This is a genomic window from Allochromatium warmingii (genome assembly GCF_900107145.1).
GTDB classification, from domain to species: Bacteria; Pseudomonadota; Gammaproteobacteria; order Chromatiales; family Chromatiaceae; genus Thermochromatium; species Thermochromatium warmingii.
This window is the reverse complement of the sequence record NZ_FNOW01000024.1, coordinates 22,910-45,146: the sequence shown is the minus strand read 5'-3', so window position 1 is coordinate 45,146 and position 22,237 is coordinate 22,910. Positions and strand designations below refer to the sequence as shown.

Sequence of the window (22,237 nt, the reverse complement as noted above, 5' to 3'; positions counted from 1 at the left end):
TTGAAACATCTAGCCGCTTTGCTGGTAAAAATAGTGCGTTCCATGAGTTATAAATACACGATCACGCATTAGTTGCAAGACTAGAGTTTAGCTCCGCGTTATAGATTATGGTTATGGTAGCCGTGTGTAACTGTCAGATTCAGTCAGCACCGCATCAAGCCGCACATCCCAGGGACGTGCGTCCAGCCGGTCGAGCCGCTGGCAGTCATGCGCCACACCGATCAGCCAGGGTCGTCGCCAGCGCGGACAACGCTGCCGCATGGCTAACGTCCGATCATAAAACCCCCCGCCCATGCCGAGCCGCTGACCCGAGGTCGTAAATCCGACTAACGGCATCAGCATCAGATCAAGCTGACGCACGCGAATTAACTGCGCACCGCGGCGCGTCGGCTCAGGAATCCCGAACCGATTGGGTCGCAATCGCTCCCCCGGACGATAACGCGCAAACCACAGCGCCCCGCCAGCCGACGGGCGGCGCTTGAGTGGATGCAGCACAGGCAGATAAAACCGCTTGGCACGCGCAGCAGCCGCTTGCATCAGCGGGCGCGGGTCAATTTCGCCATCGGTGGGCCAATAGAGCGCGATATTTCGAGAACGACGCACACGCAGATTGCGCAGTAACTGTCGCATCAGGGCAGCAGCGTGACGCCGTTGCAGCCGCGCACTCAGCGCCCGACGGGTGGCACGCACGTGTTGGCGCAGTGACGGAAGAGAAAACACGCTTGGTAGGATAGACACCCCCCGTTGGTGCCGGTGCAACCCATCGTTCTTGAACCAGTAGGGTTCAAGTGGGGACACTCGGCGCTGCTTCAGGCTTTCCGCTCGCTGGCGGACATGCACAACCGCGTTGCGGTCATATCCCCGGGGTCGTCGATAGGCTCAAGAAAATACCCAGGCCGCTGTCGAACACTACAGGGGGTGTCTTGGGATACAGGCTATACCCTTTCGCGTGGGGCGTCCAGACTTGACGTGACGGACGGTTCGGTGTTACTCGGTGGTGGATTGTGCGCTGGCTGTTGCGCAGTTGGTTCGTCATCCGCATCGCCAGCTAAGGCTGACTGAACGCGATTTTGTAACTGCTGCAAACGGCGCGTCAGATCCCCTTCTGGACTGGAGCGGGCACGCTGGAGCTGGATGAGGTCATAGGCGATATTGAGTGCCGCCATCACCGCGATGCGGTCGGTGCCGATCACGCGCCCGGTCTGGCGAATATCGCGCATCCGGTTATCGAGCAGACGCGCTGAGGCTTTCAAATCGTCTTGCTCGTGAAACTCACAGGCGATGCGATACTCCTTGTCGAGAATTTTGATACTCAGTTGCAACGGCTCTTCGATCACAGATATTCCTCCATCGCACGCAACCGCGACAGCATCGCTTCGATGCGCCGGCGGGCGTGTTCGGTCTTTTCGATCAACTCGTGGCGTTCGGCAGTGAGCAACTCTTGGCGGGCACGCAACGCGGCGTTTTCCTCCTTGAGCTGTTCGTTTAGGCAGATCAAGGCATTTAATTGAAGCTCAAATTGATCGAGGTCAAGATTAGCCAAAATCCGCGACTCCATTGAAGTTCCGCGCACTATAGAAGGGGCATCGCGGGCGGTCAATCGGACGAGTGTTTCGGGCAGCGTGCTATGATCTAACCTATCATTGACCGCTGAATCCTGTCTGCCAACCCGCGATGTCGCTTGCAACCGCCCTGATGTCTCCTGATCTGTGTACTTATCTTGATGCCGGCCCGCTGCATCCATCACCGAGCGAAGCGCATGGGCTGTTATGCGGTCTATTGTGCGGCGGCGCACCGGAACCGCTCGCAATCTGGTTAGCACAGGTTGCGCCAGCAGCGGATGCGGAGGCGGCGTTGCGTGCTGAGGCGCAATCGGCGCTCCATAAGTATGGAACGAGCATTTTAAGCAATTTTCAAACCGCTGATGCGCTGGTGCAACTGCCGATACCGGATGATCGCGCTGCGCTCGCTGAACGGGCGCTCTGGCTTTACGATTGGCTACGTGGTTTTTTGTATGCACTCGGTCTGATTGGCGTATCAGATGCGCAGCTGTCGGCGCAGGGACGTGAGATTTTGCGCGATCTGGTGGCGCTGACGCAGATGGATCTCGACGCTTTAGAAGACAGCGAAGAGAACGAACAAGCATTGGCCGAATTGATTGAATTTGTCCGCGTGGCCGCGATGCTGATTTATCACGAACAGCCTGCCCGCCGCGTTGCGCCCGAGACGCCCGCCGTATGACCGCTGCTGACTACAAACGCCGCCGCCGCACCTTAGCCAAAGCCATTGGCCCGCAGGCAGTGGCGATGCTCCCCGCTGCTTCAGAAGTCGTGCGCAATCGCGATGTGACCTATCCGTTTCGTCAGAGCAGCGATTTTAGTTATCTGACTGGCTTTCCTGAACCGGATGCGTGGCTGGTGATCGCGCCAAAACGCGCTGAGGGCGAATATGTGCTGTTTTGTCGCCCGCGTGATCCTGAGCGCGAGCAATGGGACGGCGCACGGCTCGGCGTCGAAGGGGCGCTGGCGCAGTTCGGGGCCGATCAAGCGCACCCGTTGAGCGAACTTGATACCCTGATGCCGACGCTGCTTGATGGGCGGCAGCAGCTGTATTATCCGATTGGCGTGGACGCTGCGCTGGATGCACGGGTACTGGGCTGGGTGCGGCAGGTGCGGGCACAGGCCCGTAGCGGCGCGACCGCACCCGAGACCTTTATCACGCTTGAATCCGTGCTGCATGAGCAGCGGCTGATAAAAAGTCCGGCAGAAATCGCGCTGATGCGCCGGGCGGCGCAGATTTCAGCGCGGGCGCATGGGCATCTGATGCGTCACTGTCGTCCGTGGATGGGCGAAGCACAGTTAGAAGCGGAATTTCAGCATCACTGTGCCCGAGTCGGCGCACGCCATCTGGCCTATCCGAGCATTGTCGCCGGTGGCGAACGGGCCTGCGTGCTGCATTATGTTGACAATGCCGCGCCGTTGCGTGACGGCGATTTAGTCTTGATCGACGCTGGTTGCGAACTCGACGGCTATGCCTCGGACATCACCCGCACCTTTCCGGTCAATGGGCGTTTTACCGCTGCCCAGCGGACGATTTACACGCTCGTGCTCAGGGCGCAACAGGCGGCGCTTGAACGGGCGCAGGTCGGACGTCACTGGAATGAACCGCATGAAGCCGCCGTCAAAGTCTTGACGAAAGGGCTGGTTGAGCTGGGCATTCTCAGCGGCAAGGTCAAAGATCTCATCAAGGACGAGGCGTACAAACCCTATTACATGCACCGTACCGGCCATTGGCTCGGCCTAGATGTGCATGATGTCGGACGCTATAAACAGGACGGGGAGTGGCGGCGGCTGGAAGCGGGGATGGTGCTGACGGTGGAACCCGGACTATATCTGAAACCAGATGCCGCGATCCCGGAACCCTATCGCGGTATTGGCGTGCGCATTGAGGATGATGTGCTGATCACTGAACACGGCCCCGAGATTCTGTCCGCTGCGGTGCCCAAAGATCCCGATGCTATTGAACGACTGATGCAGCGAGGTTGATACGCGATGACCCAATTCGATGTAGTAATCGTCGGCGGCGGTTTGGTCGGGAGCAGTCTGGCCTGTGCGCTGCGCCAGTTGCCACTGCGCGTGGCGTTGATTGAGTCCACCCCAGCACGCGCACCGAATCTGCCCGGCTTAGATGAGCGCGTGATTGCGCTGTCGCTGGGCAGTCGGCGGATTTTCGGCGGTCTCGGCGTGTGGCCGACAATTGCGCCGGTCGCCGAGCCGATTGTGCGGGTGCATGTCTCTGAGCGCGGGCACTGCGGATTTACGCGCTTAGATCGTCACGAAGCCGATGCCGAAGCCCTGGGCTATGTCACCCCAGCGCGGGCGCTGGAGTTGGCGCTGCAAGATGCGCTGGAACAGGCACCACAGTTTCAGGCACTGCGTCCGGCGCAGTTGCTCGATCATCGCGTCTTTGCTGATCGCGTTGAATGCACGCTCCAGCACGGCGATACGCGCCAACAGCTCAGTACGCGCCTGCTGGTGGCGGCTGATGGCGGAGATTCGGGCGTGCGCGAGCGGCTCGGATTGGCGGTCACGGAGCATGAATATAATCAGGATGCGGTGATTACGACGGTGCAGGCAGCGCACCCGCGTGTCGGTCATGCTTTTGAGCGCTTCACCGACAGCGGCCCGCTGGCCATGTTGCCGATGCCCGGCGGTCGTTATTCGGTGGTGTGGACGTGTCAGCCGAGCGAGACGACGGCATTACTAGCACTCAGTGATGCGGAATTTATCGCTCGCCTGCAAACGCGCTTCGGCTGGCGACTGGGACAATTACGCGAGCCATCCCCGCGCCAAGCCTATCCGCTCCGGCTCAAGCTGGTGCGCGAGACCGTGCATCAGCGTGTCGTGCTCATCGGCAACGCGGCGCATACGCTGCACCCAGTCGCCGGACAGGGCTTTAATCTCGGACTGCGCGATGTGGCGGCGCTGGCGGATGCGCTGGCCGATGCTGCGCAACATGGCAGCGATCCTGGTGCGCCCAACACGCTCGCCAGCTATGCGCAGTGGCGGGGCCGCGATCAACTGACGACGGCCTATCTAACCGACACACTGGCGCGGCTGTTTGTCGTGCCCTGGCGACCGGTGCGGATTGCCCGCAACCTCGGCTTGCTGGGAGTCGATTTCATCCCGACAGCGCGGCAGCGGCTGGCACGGCGCTTCATGGGACTCGATGGCGCGTTGCCGCGTCTGGCACGCGGCTTACCGCTGGACGTGCATCATGCCTAATACCCGCCCAGATTTTGATGTCATCGTCATCGGCGGCGGCATGGTCGGCGCAACCTGTGCGCTGGCGCTGGCTGGTCGCGGCTTGAATCTCGCGGTCATCGAAGCGCAAGAACCGCCGCGCAGTTGGTCGCAGGGCGCGATTGATGGGCGCGTGTCGGCGCTCAATCGCGCTAGTCAACGGCTGTTTGAGCGGCTGGAACTCTGGGAATCGATCCGCGAACTCGGCGTCAATCCCTATCAGGCCATGCACGTCTGGGATGCGTTGAGCGGCGGACAGATTCATTTTGACAGTCAAGCCCTCGGCGAACCGGATTTGGGCTATATCGTCGAAAATCGCGTCGTGCAGCGCGTGCTCTGGGAACAGCTTGAGAATGCCGAAGCGGTCACGCTGCTCTGTCCAGCGGGCATTGTCGGTCTGGAAACCGATAGCAGCGGAGCGCAGTTGATGCTCACCGACGGGCGCACCCTTACCACACGGCTGGTGATCGGTGCCGATGGGCGTGATTCGCTGGTGCGCACACTGGCCGATATTGAGACCGAAACCGTTGAGTACGCGCAACGCGCCATTGTCGCGCAGGTGCGCCCGACGGACTGGCATCGTGACACGGCTTGGCAGCGATTTTTACCAACTGGGCCGCTGGCGCTGTTGCCGTTGGCCGATGGGCGCTGCTCGCTGGTCTGGTCAGCCGATGATGACCGCGCCCGCGAACTGCTGGCGCTCGATGATGCAGCCTTTTCGGCGGCGCTGACCGAAGCCTCTGAACTGCGACTCGGCACCCTGACGCTGGACAGTCCACGCACCGCGATTGCCCTGCGGCGACAACACGCGACAACCTATATCCGCCCCGCGCTGGCGCTGATTGGCGATGCGGCTCATGCCATTCACCCGCTGGCCGGACAGGGCGTTAATCTCGGTTTCATGGATGCCGCTGAACTGGCCGCCGCGATCCTGCTGGCTCACAGGCACGGACGCGCACTCGGTGGACGCTGGACACTGCGCCGCTATGAACGCGCCCGCCGTCACGTCAACGCACAGATGTTGCAGATGATGGATGGGTTTAAGCGGCTATTTGGCAACACTGAGCCGCTCATTGTGCGGGCGCGTGGGCTGGGGCTGAATCTGGTCGATCATCTGGAACCCGTCAAACGGCTGATGATGCAGTCAGCATTCAGCGGCCAGTTCTCAGCCACCAGCCGCCAGCGATCAGCCAGCCAACAGCGCCTGTTTTCCGATCATTTCGATTCATAAAATCCAGACACCATCCGACAACCAACCGCGAGGCTCTGTGCTTATGTCAGCCAAAAATGCGTTCTATGCTCAATCCGGCGGCGTGACCGCTGTTATCAATGCGTCGGCGTGCGGCGTGATCGAAACGGCGCGGCAGCATCCCGAGCAGATTGCCAATGTCTACGCCGGTCGTCACGGCATCATCGGCGCACTGATCGAAGATTTGATCGATACCAGTCAAGAATCTGCTGAAGCCATCGCCGCCCTGCGCTACACCCCATCGGGCGCGTTCGGTTCTTGCCGCTACAAACTCAAGAGCCTAGAAGCCAATCGGCGCGAATATGAGCGACTGATTGAGGTATTTAAGGCGCACAACATCGGCTATTTCTTTTATAACGGCGGCGGCGATTCCGCCGACACCTGTTACAAAGTCTCGCAACTGTCCGAAAGCCTCGGCTATCCGGTGCAGGCGATTCATGTACCGAAAACCGTCGATAACGATCTGCCGATCACCGACAACTGCCCAGGCTTCGGTTCGGTCGCCAAATATATTGCGACCTCGGCGCTTGAAGCCTCCTACGATGTGCGCTCAATGGCTAAGACTTCGACTAAAGTCTTTGTGCTCGAAGTCATGGGCCGTCATGCTGGCTGGATCGCCGCCGCTGGTGGACTGATCGAAGATCACGCCATCCCCGTGTTAATTCTTTTCCCCGAAATCGAATTTGATACCGAACGTTTCCTCGCGGCAGTCAAGGCCAAAGTCGAACAGCACGGCTATTGCACCGTAGTCGTCTCCGAAGGGGCGAAATATCCCGACGGGCGCTTTTTGGCCGAACAGGGCACCCGCGATGCCTTCGGTCATGCGCAACTCGGCGGTGCCGCGCCAGTTGTGGCCAATATGATTAAAGACGCGACTGGCTATAAATTCCACTGGGCAGTTGCCGATTATCTGCAACGCGCAGCGCGGCATCTGGCCTCCAAAGCCGATGTCGAACAGGCCTATGCGACCGGACGCGCTGCCGTTGAGTTCGCGCTGGCCGGTCATAACGCCGTGATGCCGACGATTAAGCGCCTGAGCGATGCGCCCTATGCCTGGGAGATCGGCGAAGCGCCGCTGTCGGCTGTCGCCAATGTCGAAAAATTCATGCCGCGTGATTTCATCACCGAAGACGGTTTTGGCATCACCGCAGCCTGTAAGCAGTATTTATTACCGCTGATTCAGGGTGAAGATTACCCGCCGTTTGAACACGGCTTGCCCAGCTATGTCACGCTCAAGAATGCGCCAGTGGCCCGCAAGCTGGGTGATTTCGCACTCTAAGCATTGGGATTTATCACGCTCAGTTGCACTATACTTGACTGTTTTCATCATCTGACCCACCCAATAAGGCTTTTTTGCATGGATCTGTCCAAAGTTTCGCGTGGCGATAATGTCCCCTACGCGCTCAACGTCATCATCGAAATTCCGGCCCATTCTGAGCCGGTGAAATACGAGATGGACAAAGCCACCGGCGCGATGTTCGTTGATCGGTTTATGTCCACCGCCATGCACTACCCGTGCAATTACGGCTATGTCCCGCATACGTTATCGGCAGACGGCGATCCGGTCGATGTGCTGGTGATTACGCCCTATCCGCTGATTCCCGGCTCGGTGATTAAATGCCGTCCAATTGGGGTGCTGAAGATGACCGATGAGTCCGGTGATGACGCCAAAATTTTGGCGCTGCCACTCGACACGCTCTACAAGGGTTATCGCAGCGTCGAGAGCTTCCGCGACATGCCGCAACATCTGCTCGATCAGATCGCGCACTTCTTTGAGCATTACAAAGATCTCGACGAAGGCAAGTGGGTGCGCGTCGGCGGCTGGGGCGACCGCGAAGAGGCGTGTCAGGAAATTCTCGCCAGCGTCAAGATGTTCGAGGATGCACCGGAAAAACCGGCGTTCTAATCTGGCTGTTATTCCGTTTGAATCCGGTCACGTTGCTCCGGCTACGTGACCGGCTTTTCTCTCACCTAAACCCACCTGATTCTACCTGCATTCACGAGGCGCACGCCCATGCTGACGCATTTTACGGCCAGCGGTGAGGCCGTCATGGTCGATGTCAGCGCCAAGCCGGAAACGGCGCGACGCGCACACGCTGAGGGGCGCATCCTCATGCAGCCGACGACCTTGACGCGCATCGAACAGGGCGCACACGCCAAAGGCGATGTCCTCGGCATTGCGCGGCTCGCCGGCATCCTAGCCGCCAAACGCACCGCCGATCTCATCCCGCTCTGTCATCCCTTGCCCCTCACCCATGTCGAAATTGCGCTCACGCCCAATGCTGCTGAGTCGGCGGTCTGGTGTCGCGCCACAGTCGAGACGCTGGGACGCACCGGCGTTGAAATGGAAGCCCTGTGCGCGGTGCAGATCAGTTTGTTGACGATCTATGATATGTGCAAAGCCGTTGATCGCGGCATGTGTATCACCGATGTGCAACTCGTCGAAAAGTCCGGCGGCCGCTCCGGGCATTGGACGCGCACCGCTTCCACTCCTTCATCGGATTAAATCTGCCCGCCATGTCTAACCCCGCTTCTGACTCCGCTCACGCCACGCGCTTTCATCGGCTCTATCAGGGTGCGCACTTTCTCACCGCTGCCGTCACCTTGCAGCACACGCCTGAGGATAGCGGGCGCGAAGTCGCCTTTGCTGGGCGCTCGAATGCCGGGAAATCCAGCGCGATCAATGCGCTCTGTCATCAAAAATCTTTAGCCAAAACCAGTAAAACGCCGGGCCGCACGCAGCAATTAATTTTCTTTGAACTAGATGAAACACGCCGCTTAGTTGATTTACCCGGCTATGGTTACGCAAAAGTTCCAGAGCGGATTAAACGCGATTGGCAGTATCATTTATCGCAGTATTTGGAAGCGCGGCAATCATTAGTCGGCTTGGTAATTGTGATGGATATTCGCCATCCGCTGACCGATTATGATCGTCAAATGTTAGCCTGGGGACAGCAAGCAGGATTAGCAATGCTGTTATTATTGACGAAGGCCGATAAACTCAAACGCGGTGCGGCACAGGCGGCGCGATTAGCGGTTGAGCGAGCGGTGCGCGGCGGGCCAACTGAAATGACTGTGGAATTATTTTCAGCGCCCGAGCGTCAAGGGGTCGTGGCAGTACAGGGGATTTTAGATCGGTGGTTGGGCGTTGAATGAATCGCTTGAGGTCTGATTGCAGCGCATTCAGCGTTTAAACGCTGGCAAGCCAGATTCAAGCCACCAAGTTTTTTGTGCCGCATCATAGCGCCAGCGTTGTTGATCTTTCAGCGATTTAACAACCTGACGATCATCGTACAAATAGTCAATTACCACCACTTGCAGCGCCATTTCCGCTGTCGCATCCATCACTGGCGGCTGAATCACATCATAACTGGTCAGACGTAAACCCTTAAAGGTTTCAGCGGTTAATGCCTGCGTGCGCTGTTTGGGATGCAAATAGCCATAGGCATTTTCAAAATAGCCCCAGCGCAACGCATTTTGATAACCGCTGGTTGCTTTTTGCAGCGTATCCGTTAAATGATCCTGTTTGACCGGATTACAGCCCAGCAGCACCAACAGTACCAGACTGCTACTGAATCCAAATCGCCAATTCCGCGCTATCCGCAACCGGGCATGCCGAGCAATCATGGCGTTGCCGCCCCAGTTGTCCCGCGCTCTAATCGCCCTTGCGCTAACCGCGCCTCGGTGCTATTCGGATAGTCTTGAATAACGCGCTGAAGTGTAGCGCGGGCTTGTTCTAATGCCTGTTGCTCGTATTGAATAAAACCGATTTTCAGCAAAGCTCCGGGCACTTTGGCGCTGGTCGGATGCAATTGAATTAACCGCTCATATTCATCGAGCGCCGCCGGATAATCGCGCAGTACATAATAGGTTTCGCCGAGCCAATAACGCGCATTATCCGTATAATCACCTTGCGGATAACGTGTTAATAGCGCATTCAATGCTGTTTTCGCTTCGGGATAATTCCGCGCTTTAAGCTGCTCAAAGGCTTGCGCATATAAATCGCGCTCACTGGCCCCAACGATTTCCGGCGTCGGCAGCGCGGGAATGCCATTTCCACCCGCTGCCGGTACGCTAGGCGTAACCGGCGTTGAGGGCGCGGTAATCTCCGTCGATTCATCCAAAATCGTCGGCAGCGCGGTAGCTGCTGGCGCGGTTGGCGCTGATCCGCTTCCGCTCAGGCGTGAATCCAGATCGAGAAATTGGTCGCGTTGTTGGCGCTGCAAGCGTTCGACATCAAACCGCTGTTGCTCGACCATGCCGCGCAATTCCTGCATTTCGCTTTGCAAGCGCTGCATTTGCAGTAGCAAATCTGAGCCGCTTTGATTCTCTAACATGCGTTCCAGACGCCCGACGCGCCCGGCGAGGTCAGAGTCTGCGCTTGCAAGACTCGGCGCAAACACATTGCTCACAATCAATAGGGTCGGCAGTGCGCGAATCAGAACAGACGACAGCATGGTCATTACCTGATTTTTTTAAGCGGTTAATACTGAATCATCACGCGGCGATTCAATCGCCACGCTGCGTCACGATGTCCGGCATCGGCGGGGCGCTCTTCGCCATAACTGAGGGTTGTCAGTTGTTCGGTCGGCACACCTTCGGCCAGCATGAAGCGGCGCACGGCTTCGGCACGTTGATCGCCGAGGGCAAGATTGTATTCGCGGGTGCCGCGTTCGTCGGTGTGACCTTCGAGTGTCACGCGCCGCTTGCTTTGCGCCCCGAGATAGCGGGCATGGGTGCGCATCAAGGCGACAGATTCGGGTTTGAGTTCGGCGGTGTTGTAATCGAAATAAATTGTGCGCTGATAGAGCGGATTGGTCGGGTCTTCCCAGGGGCCGGCATAGGTCGGGCGGGTGACTTCGACCGGCGGCGGCGGGGCTTCGCGGGTCTGGGGTGGTGGGGTGGGCACAGGTTTGGCAGCGACAGGCTTGGGTGGGGTCGCGCAGCCGCTGAGTCCAGCGCCGAGCAGAATCAGGAGTAAGGCGGTGCGGGGGCTAAACATAGCAAATCGGTCTCCTGAATGAAAAAGCGGTCAGCGATTCAGCTTCCAGCGATTGGCGATCACCGTTTTAACGGCGACCAAGCTGGTTCGCGTACTTGGCCAGAATCTTGACTAAATCGCTGGGTGCCACCGCCCGCGAGTGCGGCGGTCGCTAACACGCCGCGTCCCTCGTGAATCGTCGCATAAATCACCATCGTGCCATTTGGGGCAAAGCTAGGCGATTCATCGAGATCGCCGCGACTGAGCAAGCGCGTGACGCGGCGCTCTAAATCCAGCAACGCGATGCGAAATGCACCGTTGATGCGCGTAACATGAATGATTGAGCGGCCATCCGGCGCGTAGGACGCACGACCATTGTAATCGCCGTCGCTGGTCAGGCGCTCGGCTGGCCCGCCGCTTGCCGCCATGCGATAAATCTGCGGACTACCACCGCGGTCGGAGGTGAAAATCAGTGCTTGTCCATCCGGCGACCACGCCGGTTCGGTGTCAATCGCGTAGTGATCGGTGAGGCGGACGAGTTCGCGGGTGAGCAAGTTGAGGCGGTAAATCTCAGGATTGCCGTCTTTTGAGAGCGTCAGCGCCAACTGTGTCCCGTCGGGTGAGAAGGCCGGTGAGCCGTTGATGCCCGGATGACTGGCGACCAGCTCGCGCCGCCCTGAGGTCAGTTCTTGAATATAAATCGCGGCGCGTTTGTTCTCCAACGAAACATAGGCGAGCCGCTGGCCGTCCGGCGACCAAGCCGGCGACATCAACGGCTCGGCTGCCGCAACAATGGTTTGTGGATTATGCCCATCAGCATCCGCCACACGCAGCGTAACGGTTTGCTTGGCTCCGCTGCCGCTGGACGTGATATAGGCGATGCGGGTCGCGGCCACGCCGGGTTGTCCCGTTAGCTTTTCGTGGATTTCGTCAGCGAGATAATGCGCGTTCAGGCGCAGTGCTTCTTTGGTGCTCACGCGGCTTGAGCTGACCAGTTCAGTGCCGCGAAAGACATCAAACAGCGTCAAACTGATGCGGTAGCCGCTGGGATCGGGTTCGATCTGCCCGATCACCAGATTGTTCATGCCTAGCAAGCTCCAATCGCGGAAATCGACCGCTTCGCGGGTGGTCGGCAGGTCGAGCATGTCGCGGGTGGGCATCGGCTTAAATCGGCCGGTGCGGGCCAGATCGGCGCTGATAATGGCGGCCACATCGACCGGCGGAATCAGCCCTTCGGTTAGACCAAAGGGGACAATAGCAATCGGCTGCGCGGCTTCGATGCCGCCGGTCACTTCAATTGTTAATTGTGCTGAAGCGGGATAAATTGGCAGAAAAACAATGATACAAGCAATCATTCTAACCCATCGAAACTTGCTTAAAGTCATGGCGCATTATCTCCGGGGTTTGAATTTAAATTTGAATTGTCGAAAATTCTCAAACTCTGGGCCATCTGGAACCGGAAAACGCCCTGCTTTATTGATCGCTGCCAGCACCGACTGCTCAAAAAGATGGGTTCCATTACTTTGAATAATTTTTGCGTCAATCAGATCGCCGCTTTGCGTCAACCGCACCAGCACAATCACTTCATACTGTATCTCTTGATTTAATTCAGCCGGTCTAATCCAATATTGCTCAACATACTCACCGATCATATTTTGATATTCTCTAGTCGTTTCGGTGATAGCTCCTTGATTACCACGCACTTTCGGTTTTTTTATTCGTTCTTCTGTGCGAAGCTGCGCCGCTTCTGCAAGTAATTGTTCCTGTAATAAATCCTCAGCTAACCGCTGCTCCTCGTCTTTAACTAACTGCGCCGCCTCTTCAGCAAGCTGTTGCTGATGCGCACGTTCTAATTCTGCTGCAAGCTGTGCCGCTTCCGCTGCCCGTCGCTCCGCCTCCTGACGGCGCTGACGCTCGCGTTCAGCCGCCAAGCGTCGCGCTTCCTGTGCAGCGCGTTGACGTTCGGCCTCCGCTCGCTCCTGCGCCAACCGCTCGGCCTCAGCATGTTGACGTTCACGTTCCACTTGACGCCGCGCCTGCTCCTCAGCCTGTGCGCGAGCTTCCGCCTCGGCACGACGCTGACGCTCGGCTTCCTGCTCGGCAGCGAGCCGCTGGGCTGCACGCTTCTGCTCTTGAAATTCGCGTTGCGCCGCTTCCTGCGTGATCAATTCCGCCGCCAAACGCTGCGCTTCAGCTAAATCGGGCGTAAACGGTTCCGGTTCGGGGATTAACGCCGGCTCTAATTCAGGTTCAGATTCAAATTCAGGTTTAGCCGGTTCAAATACTTCCGGCGCAATTGCCGTGTCCGTTTCTAAATCCGCAACCAACGTTCCTATTGCACGATCCGTGATTAAATTTGCCTGAATGACCCGCGCTGGCGATCCAGTCTCTGGCATTGGTTTAAGCGCCTCAACGCCAACCAAAAACACCAGCGCAAACAGCACATGCAGCGCAAGCGACCCATACCAAGCGCCGCGATGAACACGCAGGCTCTCAGCCATTATTAACGCTCGCGGCGCTCCGGCGGCACAGTAATCAATCCGACCTCGGGCGCACCGGCTTTTTGGGCAATCGCCATTGCTCGCACCACGCGACCATAATCAACATAATTATCCGCACGCACTAAAATCGGCGTATCGGATTGATAATCAAGCACCACACGCAACCGATCAAATAGCACTTTATCAGTAACCGGCTGCTCTTTTTCTGCACCAATATCTAAATAATATGCACCAGCTTGATCGACGGTAATCACTACGGATTCAGTTGCTGGCCCAGTAATCCCACCTGCTTTGACTTGCGGTAAATTCACTTTGACGCCACTGGTAATCAAGGGTGCCGTCACCATAAAAATAACTAACAGCACCAACATTACGTCAATATAGGGCACAACGTTAATCTCGGCCATTAACCGACGGTGCGTGCGGCGGCTGTGTTTTAGCATAAATAACCGCCTCCGCTCAATTTAACCGCGCCCCTGACGTTGGAGCAGTGTGGCAAATTCTTCGATAAATTCTTCGTAGCGATTATTCAGTCGCTCGACTTGATTCGCATAACGATTATAGGCGACAACAGCGGGAATCGCGGCAAATAGCCCCACTGCGGTTGCAATCAATGCTTCTGAAATCCCCGGTGCAACCAGCGCCAATGTTGCCTGCTCAACATTTCCCAACGCATGAAATGATTGCATAATGCCCCACACCGTACCAAATAACCCGATATAAGGACTGGTCGAACCAACCGTTGCTAAAAACGCTAAATGTGTTTCGAGTCGATCCATTTCCCGACTTAATGCAACCCGCATTGAACGCTCGGCCCCTTGCAAAACAAATTGCGTATCACTGTCCTCAATTTTGCGCAAGCGCACAAATTCCTTAAAACCAGCGCGAAAGATTGCCGCTAATCCCTGCCCGCTTGGTTCATCTTGACTCAATTCTTTATACAGCGCCGCTAAATCATCGCCCGACCAAAACTGCTCCTCAAATCGATTTGCACGCTTACGCGCCCGTCCAATGATATAAGCACGATCCAAAATCATTGACCAAGAAATCAGCGACGCAGCAGCCAGCACTAATAGCACCAATTGCACGACCAGACTGGCATCAAGAATCAGCGCAAATAAAGACAGATCGGTGGTCATCAGTAATCTGGGCCTCCAATCGTTGCCGCTAAAATAAGTGGTAATCGACGCGGGCGCAAAGTCATCGCATCAAGACAGGCGACTTTCACCATACCGCGACAACATACTGCTTGATTGCTGACGCGCAGAATATGCTGTTCAAATTCGAGACTGGCACCGCCAAGTTGCGTCAAACTTGAACGCACTGTAAGCAGATCATTAAAGCGCGCCGGAGTGAGATAATTTAAATTCACTGTCGTCACTGCAAAAACTACGCCCTGTTCAGCGCGTAACTGATCTTGCTCCAATCCGAGAGTACGCAACCATTCAGTACGACCGCGCTCCATATAGCGGAGATAATTTGCGTAAAAAACAATCCCAGCGGCGTCGGTGTCTTCGTAATAAATCCGCACCGGCCAATCAAACCAAGATCGGGTATTTGAGGCTTCCATTGATTCTTAAATTAGCTTAATAATCAGTTGCTTGCCGCACGCATGAGCATATTTGCGCAGCGTTGCGAATGAGGGAGAGCCCTTTTCGTTACGAATAGAGGCTTCTAAACGTGATACTGCACTTTTAGTCGTTCCCATGCGGGCAGCAACTTCTTCCTGTGTTAAACCAGCTTGTTTTCGTGCTCGTAGTAGTTCATTGAGTGCTGAATAGCTTTCTTCTAATTCATCCCACGCTGCTTTAAATGCAGGCTGCTGCATAGCGCGGGTTAGCTCGGCTTGAGTATCAAGACGGATCGGCTTGAAGTGTTCAGTGTTCATACATCACTTCTTTTAGTCGTTTGCGGGCAGTTTGTAATTCACTGGCTGGAATTTCCTGCGTTTTCTTAATAAAGCTGTGTAAAATAATAATCTGACGCCCGATCATCGTGCAATAAAATACCCGACCAATTCCTTCTTGACCTTTACAGCGTAGCTCAAAGAGTCCGTGGCCCAAAGCACGAGAATGGGGTAACCGTAAATCAGCACCATGTTCTTCCATTAACAAGACAATGCGAAGAAAATCAGCATAAATACCAACTGGCCATTCCGTGATCTCACGCCGCACACGCTCATTGAAATAATTGACAGTCCATTTCATATTAAAATGTTAGCGTATTTGCTAACTTTACGCAACTGGCTGATAAAGAAAGAGGATGTTTCAAATAACATTTCAGTGACGAAACTGAAGCTTCGTCACTGAAATCAAGCAATACTGCTGTGGAAGGGATTAGTTGCGGGTCTTATCAACCAGCTTCTTTTCACGAATCCACGGCATCATTTCGCGCAGCCGCTCGCCGACGTCTTCGATCTGATGTTCTGCACCCAAGCGTCGCATTGCTTTCATCGACGCAGCACCGGCCTGATTTTCCAAAATGAATTCTTTTGCAAACTGACCAGTTTGAATTTCGGTCAAAATGCGCTTCATCTCAGCTTTGGTTTCTGCCGTAATGACACGCGGGCCACGGGTTAAATCACCGTATTCAGCGGTATTGGAAATCGAGTAGCGCATATTAGCAATGCCGCCCTCGTAAATCAGATCAACAATCAGCTTAACTTCGTGCAAGCACTCGAAATAGGCCATTTCTGGCGCATAACCAGCTTCAACTAAGGTTTCAAAACCAGCCTGAATCAGCGAAGTCAAACCGCCGCACAAAACTGCTTGTTCACCAAATAAATCGGTTTCGCATTCTTCGCGGAAATTAGTTTCAATAATTCCAGCGCGACCACCGCCATTCGCTGATGCATACGCCAATGCAATGTCACGCGCCTGACCGGTCGCATCCTGATGCACTGCAATCAATGACGGCACACCGCCACCCTGGGTATAGGTCGAGCGCACCAAATGCCCCGGCCCTTTGGGGGCAATCATAATGACATCAAGATCTTCACGCGGCATGATTTGGCCAAAATGCACATTAAAGCCATGCGCAAATGCCAATGCTGCGCCGGATTTAATATTCGGCGCGATATCATCACGGTAAATAGCAGCCTGATGCTCATCCGGAGCAAGAATCATCACCACATCTGCATCAGCAACAGCTTCAGCAGTCGGTTCAACGGTCAGACCGGCATTAGTCGCCTTTGCTGCTGATGCCGAACCTGGACGCAGTGCTACCGTGACAGACACGCCGGAATCTTTGAGATTATTGGCGTGAGCGTGACCCTGCGAGCCATAGCCAACGATGGTCACCTTTTTCCCTTGAATCAGCGAAAGGTTGGCGTCTTTGTCATAATACACATTGATGGTCATGCGTGAAATCCTAACTATGAGATGGAGCGGGTTATTAACAGAGGGTTGGGCGCTAGAATTAAAACAGGACGAACAAGATGATTCAGGAATCAGTTTATCCTGTCACTCTATAAAACATTCTGTTCATTCTGTTATGTTATTCTGCGCAGAACAGGCGAAATCAACTAAAGCGTCAGCCCTTTAGCGCCACGGGCAATTCCCGTCGGGCCAGAGCGCACGACTTCAATAATCAAACCGTCTGGCAGCGCATCAATAAAGGCATCGAGTTTACGCGACGCGCCAGTCAATTCGATGACATAGCTCACGTCGGTCACGTCAATGATCTTGGCGCGAAAAATATCCACTAACCGCTTGAGTTCTTCGCGGTCGGGACGCTCGGCACGCACCTTGACCATCATCATTTCACGCTCGATATGATCGCCTTCTGATAAATCGACGAGCTTAACGGTATCAATAAGCTTATTTAACTGCTTTTTGATTTGCTCGACGATTTCATCATTGCCGGTAGTCACCAGCGTCATTCGCGAGAGCGTGGGATCATCAGTCGGAGCGACTGTCAATGATTCGATATTATAGCCACGAGCTGAAAACAATCCAGCGACACGCGACAGTGCGCCCGCTTCATTCTCTAGCAACACGGCGATGATGTGTCTCATGGGCGAAAATTCCTCAACAAATCAAGCCAGTTCGCGGGCAGCATGGCTCGGCGAAAGCTGCATTTCGTGATGACCTTTGCCAGCAGCAATCATTGGATAAACGTTTTCGGTTGGATCAACGATCACATCCATAAACACGAAGCGGTCGCGCATGGCAAAGGCTTCGCGCATTGCGTCTTCTAATTGTTCGGGTCGCTCCACGCGCATTCCGACATGACCGAAGCTCTCAGATAATTTTACGAAATCGGGCAACGCATCGACATAAGAATGCGAATAGCGACTCTCATAAAATAATTCCTGCCATTGGCGTACCATGCCCATATAACCATTATTAAGCAGGATGACTTTAATTGGCAATCGATATTGTTGACAGGTCGCCAATTCTTGAATACACATCAAAATACTGGCATCGCCCGAAATACAAGCGACCTGCGCTTCGGGATGCGCTAACTGTGCGCCAATTGCCGCCGGTAAACCATAACCCATGGTACCGAGTCCACCCGAATTGATCCAGCGACGCGGTTTATCAAATGGATAAAACTGTGCGGCAAACATTTGATGCTGTCCGACATCAGAGGTTAAATACAGCTCGCCATCTGTGACTTTATATAGGGTTTCAACGGCAAACTGTGGCTTAATGGCGTTGGTATTGGTCGGATATTTGAGACAATCCAGCGCCCGCCAATCGCGGATTTTTGCCCACCAGTCTTGAATTGCTGGCGCGGACGCTTTCGGCTGTTGCTCGCGGTAGAGCCGCAACATATCCGCGAGCACATTCGCGACCTGCCCAACTATCGGTACATCGACTTTGACATTTTTGGCAATCGAAGATGGATCAACATCGATATGAATAATCTGCGCATGTGGACAGAAATGCTCAATTTTACCGGTGACGCGATCATCAAAACGTGCGCCAATCGCAATGAGCACGTCAGTTTCGTGCATGGCCATATTCGCTTCATAGGTGCCGTGCATTCCCAACATACCGAGAAATTGCGGATCGGTCATCGGAAATGCGCCTAGCCCCATTAGGGTGCTAGTAATCGGAAAGCCCGTTGCTTTGACTAATTCAGTTAATTGCGCCGCGCCATCACCGAGCACCACGCCACCGCCGGTATAAAACACTGGGCGTTTGGCCGCAAGCATTAAATCAACGGCTTTGCGAATTTGTCCTAAATGCCCCTTTTCGACTGGATTATAAGAGCGCAGTTTAATTTCACGCGGGTAAATATAAGGAATTTTGTTATTCGGATCAGTAACATCTTTAGGAATATCAATGACCACCGGCCCGGGTCGTCCGGTTGTGGCAATATGAAATGCTTTGCGAATGGTCAGCGCCAAATCGCGCACATCTTTGACGAGAAAATTATGTTTGACGCAGGGGCGCGTAATACCGACGGTATCAACTTCTTGGAACGCATCGCTGCCAATAAAGGGCGTGGGCACCTGTCCAGTCAGCACCACCAGCGGAATTGAATCCATATACGCGGTGGCGATACCGGTTACCGCATTGGTCGCGCCCGGCCCCGAAGTGACTAGACACACGCCGCATTTACCAGTCGCCCGCGCATAGCCATCGGCAGCGTGTGCGGCGGCCTGTTCGTGACGCACCAGAATGTGTTTGAGCGATCCCTGCTGAAACAGGGCGTCATAGATGTGTAGCACCGAGCCGCCCGGGTAGCCGAAAACCAGCTCGACGCCCTCGTCAACCAGCGCCTGAATGACGATCTCCGCCCCGCTCAGTTCCGGCGCGGCTCCGTCCGGTTGTGCAGCAGTCAGTGACACCTTGAGCGACCTCCGCTTCGGTCTGCTCGCTGGAATGCCGCCAGCGCGTCGGTGGCTAAACGCCGACGGCAGCGGGAACACGGGAGCGCACGAAGACTAGAAATTGAAAAAGAGGTTGACGTTACAGGGATCGGCGGGAGTGGTCAAGATGGATTGAATTGGCGTCAAGGCGAACGTGATCGCGAAGCCATTAACGCGCTCTGATAGCTTAGCGACTGGACGCCACCAAACGCGCACATTCCGCACCACCGCCTGTCCGGTATACTATTTCCGCGCTAAACCCGACCCTGCGCCCCCTAACCTCAGCCCTAAGCCACCCCGAGGAACCCCCGATGACGTCTACGGCCGACGCCCTTCAGCAACGTCTCTCCGAGCTTGAATCTCATTTAGAGCAAGAAAATCCGGTGCTCCTGAATGCGGTGCAGAGTTTTCGGGCGCTCGACCGCGTGGCGTATCGTATGGGCTTGATGCAGCCAAATCAGTCTTTTGCGACGCAAATTCCCTGGTGGCCGCTGATTTCAATTCTCGGTACCTTTTCTGCCGGTAAATCGACTTTTATCAATTATTATTTGGGACAAAAACTCCAGCGTTCTGGAAATCAAGCGGTCGATGATCGTTTTACCGTTATTGTTTACAGTCCGGCAGATATCAGCCATACCCTGCCCGGTGTGGCGCTAGACTCTGATCCGCGTTTTCCTTTTTTTCGCATGTCACATGCGATTGATGAAGTCGCTGGCGGTGAGGGCAGCCGCATTGATACCTATCTGCAATTAAAAACCTGTAATAGCGAACGCTTGCGCGGCAAAATTATTATTGATTCGCCCGGCTTTGATGCGGATGCGCAACGCACTGGCGTCTTGCGCATTGCCGATCACATGATTGATTTATCGGATTTGGTGCTAGTGTTATTTGATGCGCGTCACCCTGAGCCGGGCGCAATGCGCGATACGCTCAAGCATTTGGTGGCCGATACGATCAAGCGCCCCGATGCTGGTAAATTCCTCTATATTCTCAATCAACTCGATTCAGCAGCCGGCGAAGATAATCCCGAAGATGTGGTTGCCGCGTGGTTGCGGGCGATTGGTGAAGCGGGATTAACTGCCGGACGGTTTTATACGATTTATTGTCCCGAAGTGGCAATTCATATTGCCGATGAGCATAAGCGCAAGCGATTTGAAAAGAAGCGCGACGAAGATCTGAATGATATTTATCGGCGTATGGAACAGGTCGAAATTGAACGCGCTTATCGCATTATTGCCGCACTGCGCAAAAGTGCGACCGATTTTAGCCGTGATTCGGTACCGTTATTGCAGGAAGCTATGCGCCGTTGGCGGCGGCGGACACTGACCACAGATGCTTTATTGGCGCTGAGTGCAATAACTGCTTTTATGATTTTGAGTCTGCAAGCACATCAGTGGCAGGGTTTTACCTATCACGCTGAGTGGCTAGAGTTAATTAAAAGCCTGCCCTGGGGATTGGAAAGTTTTGAAGGGCTGCTATTAACGCTGGCGCTGCTGGTGCATTTCAGCGTGCGGCAGGTAGCCGCATTGAGCGTTATTCCGTGGCTGCGTAAACAGATTCAGGCAAGCAACCCGCCCGGCCAGGTCATCGCTGCGTTCAAAGCCAATACACGGTTTTGGCGTCCGGTTTTCCTCGGGCGGCCGTTTGGTTGGGGACGCCAGACGCGCCAGGCGCTCGATGAGGTGTTGCAGAGTTGTGAAAGCGCGATTCAGACGCTCAACGAGCGGTTTACCAATCCGCGTGGCTGACGCAAGACCTGACAACGGGTACACATTCCATGATTGAACTAACTGCTCCCGAACTCGCACCGCGCTCGATTGCCGTGCCCGCGCCACCGCAGTGGCCGACGCAGAGTGCCGCCGAGATCGCCGCCCAGCGTGCCCGCATCGCGCAGTTGCTCACTGAGCGCCGCGCTGTGTTGGTCGCACATTATTACACGGATCCCGAACTGCAATCGCTTGCTGAAGAAACCGGCGGGTTAGTGGCTGATTCGCTGGAGATGGCGCGATTTGGCACCGAAACCGATGCCGAGATGCTAGTCGTGTGCGGTGTGCGCTTTATGGGCGAGACGGCCAAAATCCTCAATCCCGAAAAGCGCGTGCTGATGCCCGATTTACGCGCCACCTGTTCGCTCGATGAGGGCTGCCCGGCGGAAGCATTAACTGCGTTTTGTGACGCCCATCCCGAGCACACGGTTGTCGTGTATGCCAATACCAGCGCGGCGGTCAAGGCGCGGGCCGATTGGGTGGTGACTTCAAGCATCGCGCTACCGGTTGTTGAGCATCTGGCCGCGCAGGGTCAAAAAATCCTCTGGGCACCGGATAAGCATCTTGGGCGCTATGTGCAGCGCGTGACCGGCGCGGAGATGCTGCTTTGGAACGGTGCGTGTGTGGTGCATGAAGAGTTTAAATCGTTCGCGCTCGAACGGATGCGGGCGCTGCATCCCGAGGCGGCGGTGCTGGTGCATCCCGAAGCACCAGATGCGATTGTCGCGCAAGCCGATGTGGTCGGCTCGACGACGCAGTTGATCCGCGCCGTGACCGAGTTACCGAATCGTGCGTTTATCGTCGCGACGGATGCCGGGATTTTTTGGAAGATGCGTCAGCTTGCTCCCGAAAAACAGTTGCTTCCGGCACCGACGGCCGGCGAGGGCGCGACCTGTGAGAGTTGCGCCCATTGCCCGTGGATGGCGATGAATGCGCTACAGAATCTCGAACAGGTGCTGATAAGCGGCGATCAAGAGATTCAGATTGATGCGGCGATCCGTGATCGCGCTGTGCTGTCGATTCAACGGATGCTCGATTTTGCCCGTGAGCACGGTATCGGGCGTCCCACTAAAACGACCTGATTTGTCATCAATTCGCGCATCAACGGCGAGTTGCG

26 protein-coding genes and 1 other RNA gene are annotated in these 22,237 nt (G+C 55.4%); 10 read left to right on the top strand and 17 right to left on the bottom strand.

The window, feature by feature from the left end; genetic code table 11:
- Nucleotides 1-111: 111 nt before the first annotated feature.
- From BLW10_RS08635 to BLW10_RS08620, 4 genes are all read right to left on the bottom strand, one after another.
- A complete protein-coding gene (locus BLW10_RS08635) occupies nt 112-720 on the bottom strand; it encodes a 5-formyltetrahydrofolate cyclo-ligase (protein ID WP_091333932.1) in 609 nt (202 codons plus the stop codon).
- A 14-nt stretch (nt 721-734) separates the two neighbouring features.
- Nucleotides 735-921, bottom strand: a non-coding RNA gene (gene ssrS / locus BLW10_RS08630) — 6S RNA.
- 14 nt (nt 922-935) lie between these two features.
- On the bottom strand, nt 936-1,337 hold the full coding sequence (locus BLW10_RS08625; RefSeq protein WP_091333930.1) for a cell division protein ZapA: 402 nt from the start codon (nt 1,335-1,337) through the stop codon (nt 936-938).
- Nucleotides 1,334-1,543 carry a TIGR02449 family protein gene (locus BLW10_RS08620; protein WP_177169029.1) on the bottom strand — a complete coding sequence of 70 codons (210 nt, stop codon included), beginning with the start codon at nt 1,541-1,543 and terminating at the stop codon, nt 1,334-1,336. The genes BLW10_RS08625 and BLW10_RS08620 overlap by 4 nt, the downstream gene beginning before the upstream one ends.
- Nucleotides 1,544-1,695: 152 nt before the next feature.
- On the opposite strand from BLW10_RS08620, the gene BLW10_RS08615 reads away from it, so the two are divergent.
- The 8 genes from BLW10_RS08615 (at nt 1,696) to yihA (ending at nt 9,207) form a co-directional block, all read left to right on the top strand.
- The gene (locus BLW10_RS08615; RefSeq protein ID WP_245709257.1) at nt 1,696-2,241 is read left to right on the top strand and encodes a UPF0149 family protein; all 546 of its coding nucleotides are present in this window, start codon (nt 1,696-1,698) and stop codon (nt 2,239-2,241) included.
- Nucleotides 2,238-3,545, top strand: a complete 1,308-nt coding sequence (gene pepP / locus BLW10_RS08610) for a Xaa-Pro aminopeptidase (protein WP_091333927.1) — start codon at nt 2,238-2,240, stop codon at nt 3,543-3,545. The genes BLW10_RS08615 and pepP overlap by 4 nt, the downstream gene beginning before the upstream one ends.
- Before the next feature lie 6 nt (nt 3,546-3,551).
- Nucleotides 3,552-4,784 (top strand): 2-octaprenyl-6-methoxyphenyl hydroxylase, encoded by a 1,233-nt coding sequence (gene ubiH, locus BLW10_RS08605; protein WP_091333925.1) that lies wholly within the window; start codon nt 3,552-3,554, stop codon nt 4,782-4,784.
- Nucleotides 4,777-6,033, top strand: a complete 1,257-nt coding sequence (locus BLW10_RS08600) for a UbiH/UbiF/VisC/COQ6 family ubiquinone biosynthesis hydroxylase (protein WP_091333923.1) — start codon at nt 4,777-4,779, stop codon at nt 6,031-6,033. The genes ubiH and BLW10_RS08600 overlap by 8 nt, the downstream gene beginning before the upstream one ends.
- A gap of 43 nt (nt 6,034-6,076) precedes the next feature.
- Entirely contained in the window at nt 6,077-7,330 is a 1,254-nt protein-coding gene (locus BLW10_RS08595; RefSeq protein WP_091333922.1) for a 6-phosphofructokinase, read from the top strand.
- Between the two features lie 78 nt (nt 7,331-7,408).
- Entirely contained in the window at nt 7,409-7,957 is a 549-nt protein-coding gene (ppa, locus tag BLW10_RS08590; protein WP_091333920.1) for an inorganic diphosphatase, read from the top strand.
- Between the two features lie 108 nt (nt 7,958-8,065).
- Complete coding sequence (moaC, locus tag BLW10_RS08585; protein WP_091333918.1) at nt 8,066-8,557, top strand: cyclic pyranopterin monophosphate synthase MoaC; 492 nt, start codon at nt 8,066-8,068, stop codon at nt 8,555-8,557.
- 11 nt (nt 8,558-8,568) lie between these two features.
- Nucleotides 8,569-9,207: a ribosome biogenesis GTP-binding protein YihA/YsxC gene (yihA, locus tag BLW10_RS08580; RefSeq protein ID WP_091333916.1), complete on the top strand. Its 639-nt coding sequence runs from the start codon at nt 8,569-8,571 to the stop codon at nt 9,205-9,207.
- A 27-nt stretch (nt 9,208-9,234) separates the two neighbouring features.
- On the opposite strand, the gene BLW10_RS08575 is transcribed toward yihA, so the two are convergent.
- The 13 genes from BLW10_RS08575 to ilvB all read right to left on the bottom strand — a co-directional run bounded on the left by BLW10_RS08575 (nt 9,235) and on the right by ilvB (nt 19,333).
- Complete coding sequence (locus tag BLW10_RS08575; RefSeq protein ID WP_091333914.1) at nt 9,235-9,678, bottom strand: hypothetical protein; 444 nt, start codon at nt 9,676-9,678, stop codon at nt 9,235-9,237.
- On the bottom strand, nt 9,675-10,508 hold the full coding sequence (ybgF, locus tag BLW10_RS08570; protein WP_091333937.1) for a tol-pal system protein YbgF: 834 nt from the start codon (nt 10,506-10,508) through the stop codon (nt 9,675-9,677). The genes BLW10_RS08575 and ybgF overlap by 4 nt, the downstream gene beginning before the upstream one ends.
- A 26-nt stretch (nt 10,509-10,534) precedes the next feature.
- Nucleotides 10,535-11,053, bottom strand: coding sequence for a peptidoglycan-associated lipoprotein Pal (pal, locus tag BLW10_RS08565; protein ID WP_091333913.1), 519 nt, complete (start codon nt 11,051-11,053; stop codon nt 10,535-10,537).
- A 59-nt stretch (nt 11,054-11,112) separates the two neighbouring features.
- Nucleotides 11,113-12,387, bottom strand: a complete 1,275-nt coding sequence (tolB, locus tag BLW10_RS08560) for a Tol-Pal system beta propeller repeat protein TolB (RefSeq protein WP_245709255.1) — start codon at nt 12,385-12,387, stop codon at nt 11,113-11,115.
- A 36-nt stretch (nt 12,388-12,423) separates the two neighbouring features.
- The gene (tolA, locus tag BLW10_RS08555; protein ID WP_091333908.1) at nt 12,424-13,533 is read right to left on the bottom strand and encodes a cell envelope integrity protein TolA; all 1,110 of its coding nucleotides are present in this window, start codon (nt 13,531-13,533) and stop codon (nt 12,424-12,426) included.
- 2 nt (nt 13,534-13,535) lie between these two features.
- Nucleotides 13,536-13,976 (bottom strand): protein TolR, encoded by a 441-nt coding sequence (gene tolR, locus BLW10_RS08550; protein WP_091333906.1) that lies wholly within the window; start codon nt 13,974-13,976, stop codon nt 13,536-13,538.
- Between the two features lie 21 nt (nt 13,977-13,997).
- Nucleotides 13,998-14,672, bottom strand: a complete 675-nt coding sequence (gene tolQ / locus BLW10_RS08545) for a protein TolQ (RefSeq protein ID WP_091333904.1) — start codon at nt 14,670-14,672, stop codon at nt 13,998-14,000.
- Nucleotides 14,672-15,103 (bottom strand): tol-pal system-associated acyl-CoA thioesterase, encoded by a 432-nt coding sequence (gene ybgC, locus BLW10_RS08540; RefSeq protein WP_091333902.1) that lies wholly within the window; start codon nt 15,101-15,103, stop codon nt 14,672-14,674. Before ybgC ends, tolQ begins: the two co-directional genes overlap by 1 nt.
- 6 nt (nt 15,104-15,109) lie before the next feature.
- Nucleotides 15,110-15,421, bottom strand: a complete 312-nt coding sequence (locus BLW10_RS08535; protein WP_091333900.1) for a helix-turn-helix domain-containing protein — start codon at nt 15,419-15,421, stop codon at nt 15,110-15,112.
- Nucleotides 15,411-15,740 carry a type II toxin-antitoxin system RelE/ParE family toxin gene (locus tag BLW10_RS08530; RefSeq protein ID WP_091333899.1) on the bottom strand — a complete coding sequence of 110 codons (330 nt, stop codon included), beginning with the start codon at nt 15,738-15,740 and terminating at the stop codon, nt 15,411-15,413. Before BLW10_RS08530 ends, BLW10_RS08535 begins: the two co-directional genes overlap by 11 nt.
- Before the next feature lie 129 nt (nt 15,741-15,869).
- The gene (gene ilvC, locus BLW10_RS08525) at nt 15,870-16,886 is read right to left on the bottom strand and encodes a ketol-acid reductoisomerase (RefSeq protein WP_177169031.1); all 1,017 of its coding nucleotides are present in this window, start codon (nt 16,884-16,886) and stop codon (nt 15,870-15,872) included.
- Nucleotides 16,887-17,056: 170 nt separating this feature from the next.
- Nucleotides 17,057-17,548, bottom strand: coding sequence for an acetolactate synthase small subunit (gene ilvN / locus BLW10_RS08520; protein ID WP_091333895.1), 492 nt, complete (start codon nt 17,546-17,548; stop codon nt 17,057-17,059).
- Nucleotides 17,549-17,569: 21 nt separating this feature from the next.
- On the bottom strand, nt 17,570-19,333 hold the full coding sequence (ilvB, locus tag BLW10_RS08515; RefSeq protein ID WP_091333894.1) for a biosynthetic-type acetolactate synthase large subunit: 1,764 nt from the start codon (nt 19,331-19,333) through the stop codon (nt 17,570-17,572).
- Nucleotides 19,334-19,665: 332 nt separating this feature from the next.
- Between ilvB and BLW10_RS08510 the strand changes: the two genes are divergently transcribed.
- Together BLW10_RS08510 and nadA are read left to right on the top strand one after the other, a co-directional pair.
- Nucleotides 19,666-21,102 (top strand): dynamin family protein, encoded by a 1,437-nt coding sequence (locus tag BLW10_RS08510; RefSeq protein ID WP_091333892.1) that lies wholly within the window; start codon nt 19,666-19,668, stop codon nt 21,100-21,102.
- A 29-nt stretch (nt 21,103-21,131) separates the two neighbouring features.
- A complete protein-coding gene (gene nadA / locus BLW10_RS08505) occupies nt 21,132-22,202 on the top strand; it encodes a quinolinate synthase NadA (RefSeq protein ID WP_091333891.1) in 1,071 nt (356 codons plus the stop codon).
- Nucleotides 22,203-22,237 lie beyond the last annotated feature (35 nt).